Source organism: Actinomadura logoneensis, assembly GCF_003428695.1.
Lineage (GTDB): Bacteria > Actinomycetota > Actinomycetes > Streptosporangiales > Streptosporangiaceae > Spirillospora > Spirillospora logoneensis.
In genome coordinates this window covers 1-2702 of record NZ_QURH01000667.1, presented here as the reverse complement: position 1 = coordinate 2702, position 2702 = coordinate 1, and the positions used below count along the sequence as shown (strand labels likewise).

Sequence of the window (2702 nt, the reverse complement as noted above, 5' to 3'; positions counted from 1 at the left end):
GCGCCCGGCCCGCCACCGCCGCCCAGGCGCTGGCCGCGCGGCAGGCGGTCGTCGCGGTCAGCGTGCGCTGCGCCGGGCAGGGCTGCCTGCGGCGGTCGGTGGCCGTCGCGCTGCTGTGCCGGATGAGCGGGTCCTGGCCGGACTGGTGCACCGGGATCCGCCTCGAGCCCTTCCGCGCCCACGCGTGGGTCGAGGCGGACGGGGCGGCGGTCGGGGAGCCCGGCGACATGAGCCTGTTCCACAAGACCATGACGGTGCCGGCCCTGCGCACCGGCCCGGCCCGGAAGGAGCGGTGACGGTGCCGGTCATCACACCGGTGGAGGTCGCGGCCGCCGCCCTGCAGGGCCTGGTCGCCGGGATCTTCGCCCTCGCCGCGTTCAGCAAGCTGCGCGGAGCCGAGGACTTCGGGCGGTTCGCCATCACCGTCCGGAAGCTGACGATGCTCTCCGGCCCGGCCCCCACCGCGATCGCCGCCGTGTTCGCGGTCGTCGAGGCCGTGACCGCCGCGCTCGTCGCCGTCCCGGCCACCGCGCGCGCGGGCCTGTGGCTCGCCGCCGCGCTGCTCGTCCTGTTCATCGGCGTGGTGTTCCGGGCCGTCCGCGGCCGGGTCTTCGCCGAGTGCGGGTGCTTCGGCGACCGCAGCGCGGTCATGAGCTACCCGGTGCTGCTGCGGAACCTGCTGTTCCTGGCGCTCGCCCTGGCCGGCGCGCTGGTCGGCGGGCAGTCCGGCGGCGTCCTGACCGGTCTCGCGGGCCGCTGCGCCACGCTCGCCGCCGGACTCGCCGCCGCCTCGGTGCTGCTGCGCGGCTTCGACCGCGCCACCACCGCCGTCCTCGGCCGGCTGCACGCGGGAACCCCGTCATGACCGCGTCCGCCGAGCCGTCCCCGCCGTCCATGCCGTCCACGCCGTCCCCGCCGTGCACGCGGCGCGCGCCGGACGCGGGGGCGGAGGCGGCGATCGAGGTCGGGGGACTCGGCAAGCGCTTCGGCCGGGTGACCGCGCTGGACGGCGTCGATCTCACCGTCCCGCGGGGCACCGTGCACGGGCTGCTGGGCCACAACGGCGCGGGCAAGAGCACGCTGGTGGGCGTCCTCGCGACCCTGGTGCGGCCCACCCGCGGGACCGTCCGCGTCGCGGGCCACGACGCGCTGCGGCACCCCGAGCGGGTCCGCCGCCGCATCGCCCTCACCGGCCAGCGGACGACCCTGGACCTGACGATGTCCGGGCGCGGCAACCTGCTCATGACCGCCCGGCTGCTGGGCGCGGGCCGCCGCGCCGCGCGGACGCGGGCGGGGGAACTGCTCGACGCGTTCGGGCTGGCCGCCGCCGCCGACCGGCCCGCCCGCACCTACTCCGGCGGGATGCTGCGCCGCCTGGACCTGGCGATGACCCTCGTCCGCCGCAGCGACGTGGTGTTCCTGGACGAGCCCGGCACCGGCCTGGACCCGGCCAGCCGGCTCGACATGTGGGACATGGTGCGCCACCTCACCGACCTCGGCACCACCGTCCTGCTGACCACCCAGCACCTGGAGGAGGCCGACCGCCTCGCCGACGTGGTCACCGTCCTCGCCGACGGCCGGATCGTCGCGACCGGGGCGCCCGAGGACCTCAAGCGCCGGATCGGACGGCGGAGCGCGACGGCCGAACTGGCCACCGCCGAGGACACCGCGACCGCCGTCCGGGCCCTCGCCGGGGCGGGCCTGCGTCCCGACGGCGACCACGAGCGCCGCACGGTGACCGTCGCGCTCGACCACGACGAGGACCTCGCCGCGGTCGTCCGCGCGCTGGACGCGGCGGAGGTCCGGCCCACCCGCCTGACCCTCTCCGAGCCCGGCCTCGACCAGGTGTACCTGGCGCTGACCGGCCACCGCCGGACGGAGGCCCGATGACCGCGCCGCCCGCCCTCGCCGCCGGCCACCGCGACAAGGTCCTCGGGTTCGCCGGCACCGGCGGCTGGCAGGGCGCGCGGACCGCGACGCAGATCCGCGTGCTCACCGCCCGCTCGCTGCGCGCCCTCGTCCTGGACTACCGGCTGCTGCTCATCAGCCTCGCCGAGTCCCTGGTGATGCTGGTGGCCTTCGGGCAGGTCCTGTCCGGGCTCGCCTACGCGCCCGGCTTCCCCGCCCACGTCCGCTACATCGACTTCCTGCTGCCGGCGCTGCTGCTCACCACCGCGCTGCAGAGCGGCGTCCAGGCCGGGATGGGCATCGTCGACGACGCCCGCTCGGGACTGCTCGACCGGTTGCGGTCCATGCCGGTCCGGCCCGGTGCGGTGCTGGTCGCCCGCAGCGTCGCCGGGCTGGCGCGGGGCGCGCTGCGCCTGGGGACGCTGCTGGTCCTGGCCTGCGCCCTGTTCGGCTACCGTCCGTCCGGCGGGGCGGTCGGCGTGCTGGCCGCCACGGGCCTCTCGCTGACGGTGGGCTGGGGCCTGGGATGGCTGTTCATCGCCCTGGCCTGCTGGATCGACCGGACCGAGGCGCTGCACGCCGTCACCGGCCTGGTGATGTTCCCGCTGATGTACGCGTCCAACGCCTTCGTCCCGGCCGGCGGCCTGCCCGGATGGCTGCGCTGGATCGCCCGGTTCAACCCCGTCAGCCACGGCATCGACTCCGCCCGCGCGCTGTGCCTGACCGGCACCGTCGGCGGCGGGGTCGCCGTCGCCGCCGGGGCCAGCCTCGTGGCCGCGGCCCTCGCCGCCGCG

At 77.2% G+C, this 2702-nt stretch carries 4 protein-coding genes; all 4 read left to right on the top strand.

The window, feature by feature from the left end:
• A partial coding sequence (locus tag DZF91_RS25380; protein WP_117359735.1) for a lasso peptide biosynthesis B2 protein occupies nucleotides 1-296 on the top strand: 296 nt, incomplete at its 5' end.
• Nucleotides 297-298: 2 nt separating this feature from the next.
• The gene (locus tag DZF91_RS25375; RefSeq protein ID WP_158588045.1) at nucleotides 299-865 is read left to right on the top strand and encodes a MauE/DoxX family redox-associated membrane protein; all 567 of its coding nucleotides are present in this window, start codon (nucleotides 299-301) and stop codon (nucleotides 863-865) included.
• The gene (locus DZF91_RS25370; RefSeq protein ID WP_235834546.1) at nucleotides 862-1890 is read left to right on the top strand and encodes an ATP-binding cassette domain-containing protein; all 1029 of its coding nucleotides are present in this window, start codon (nucleotides 862-864) and stop codon (nucleotides 1888-1890) included. The genes DZF91_RS25375 and DZF91_RS25370 overlap by 4 nt, the downstream gene beginning before the upstream one ends.
• Nucleotides 1887-2702 (top strand): ABC transporter permease (locus DZF91_RS25365; RefSeq protein ID WP_235834545.1); only part of this gene is annotated, 816 nt, incomplete at its 3' end. The genes DZF91_RS25370 and DZF91_RS25365, both read left to right, overlap by 4 nt.

Coding starts and splice junctions, on each gene's coding strand:
- DZF91_RS25370 (WP_235834546.1), top strand. CDS start 862: ATGACCGCGTCCGCCGAGCCGTCCCCGCCGTCCATGCCGTCCACGCCG.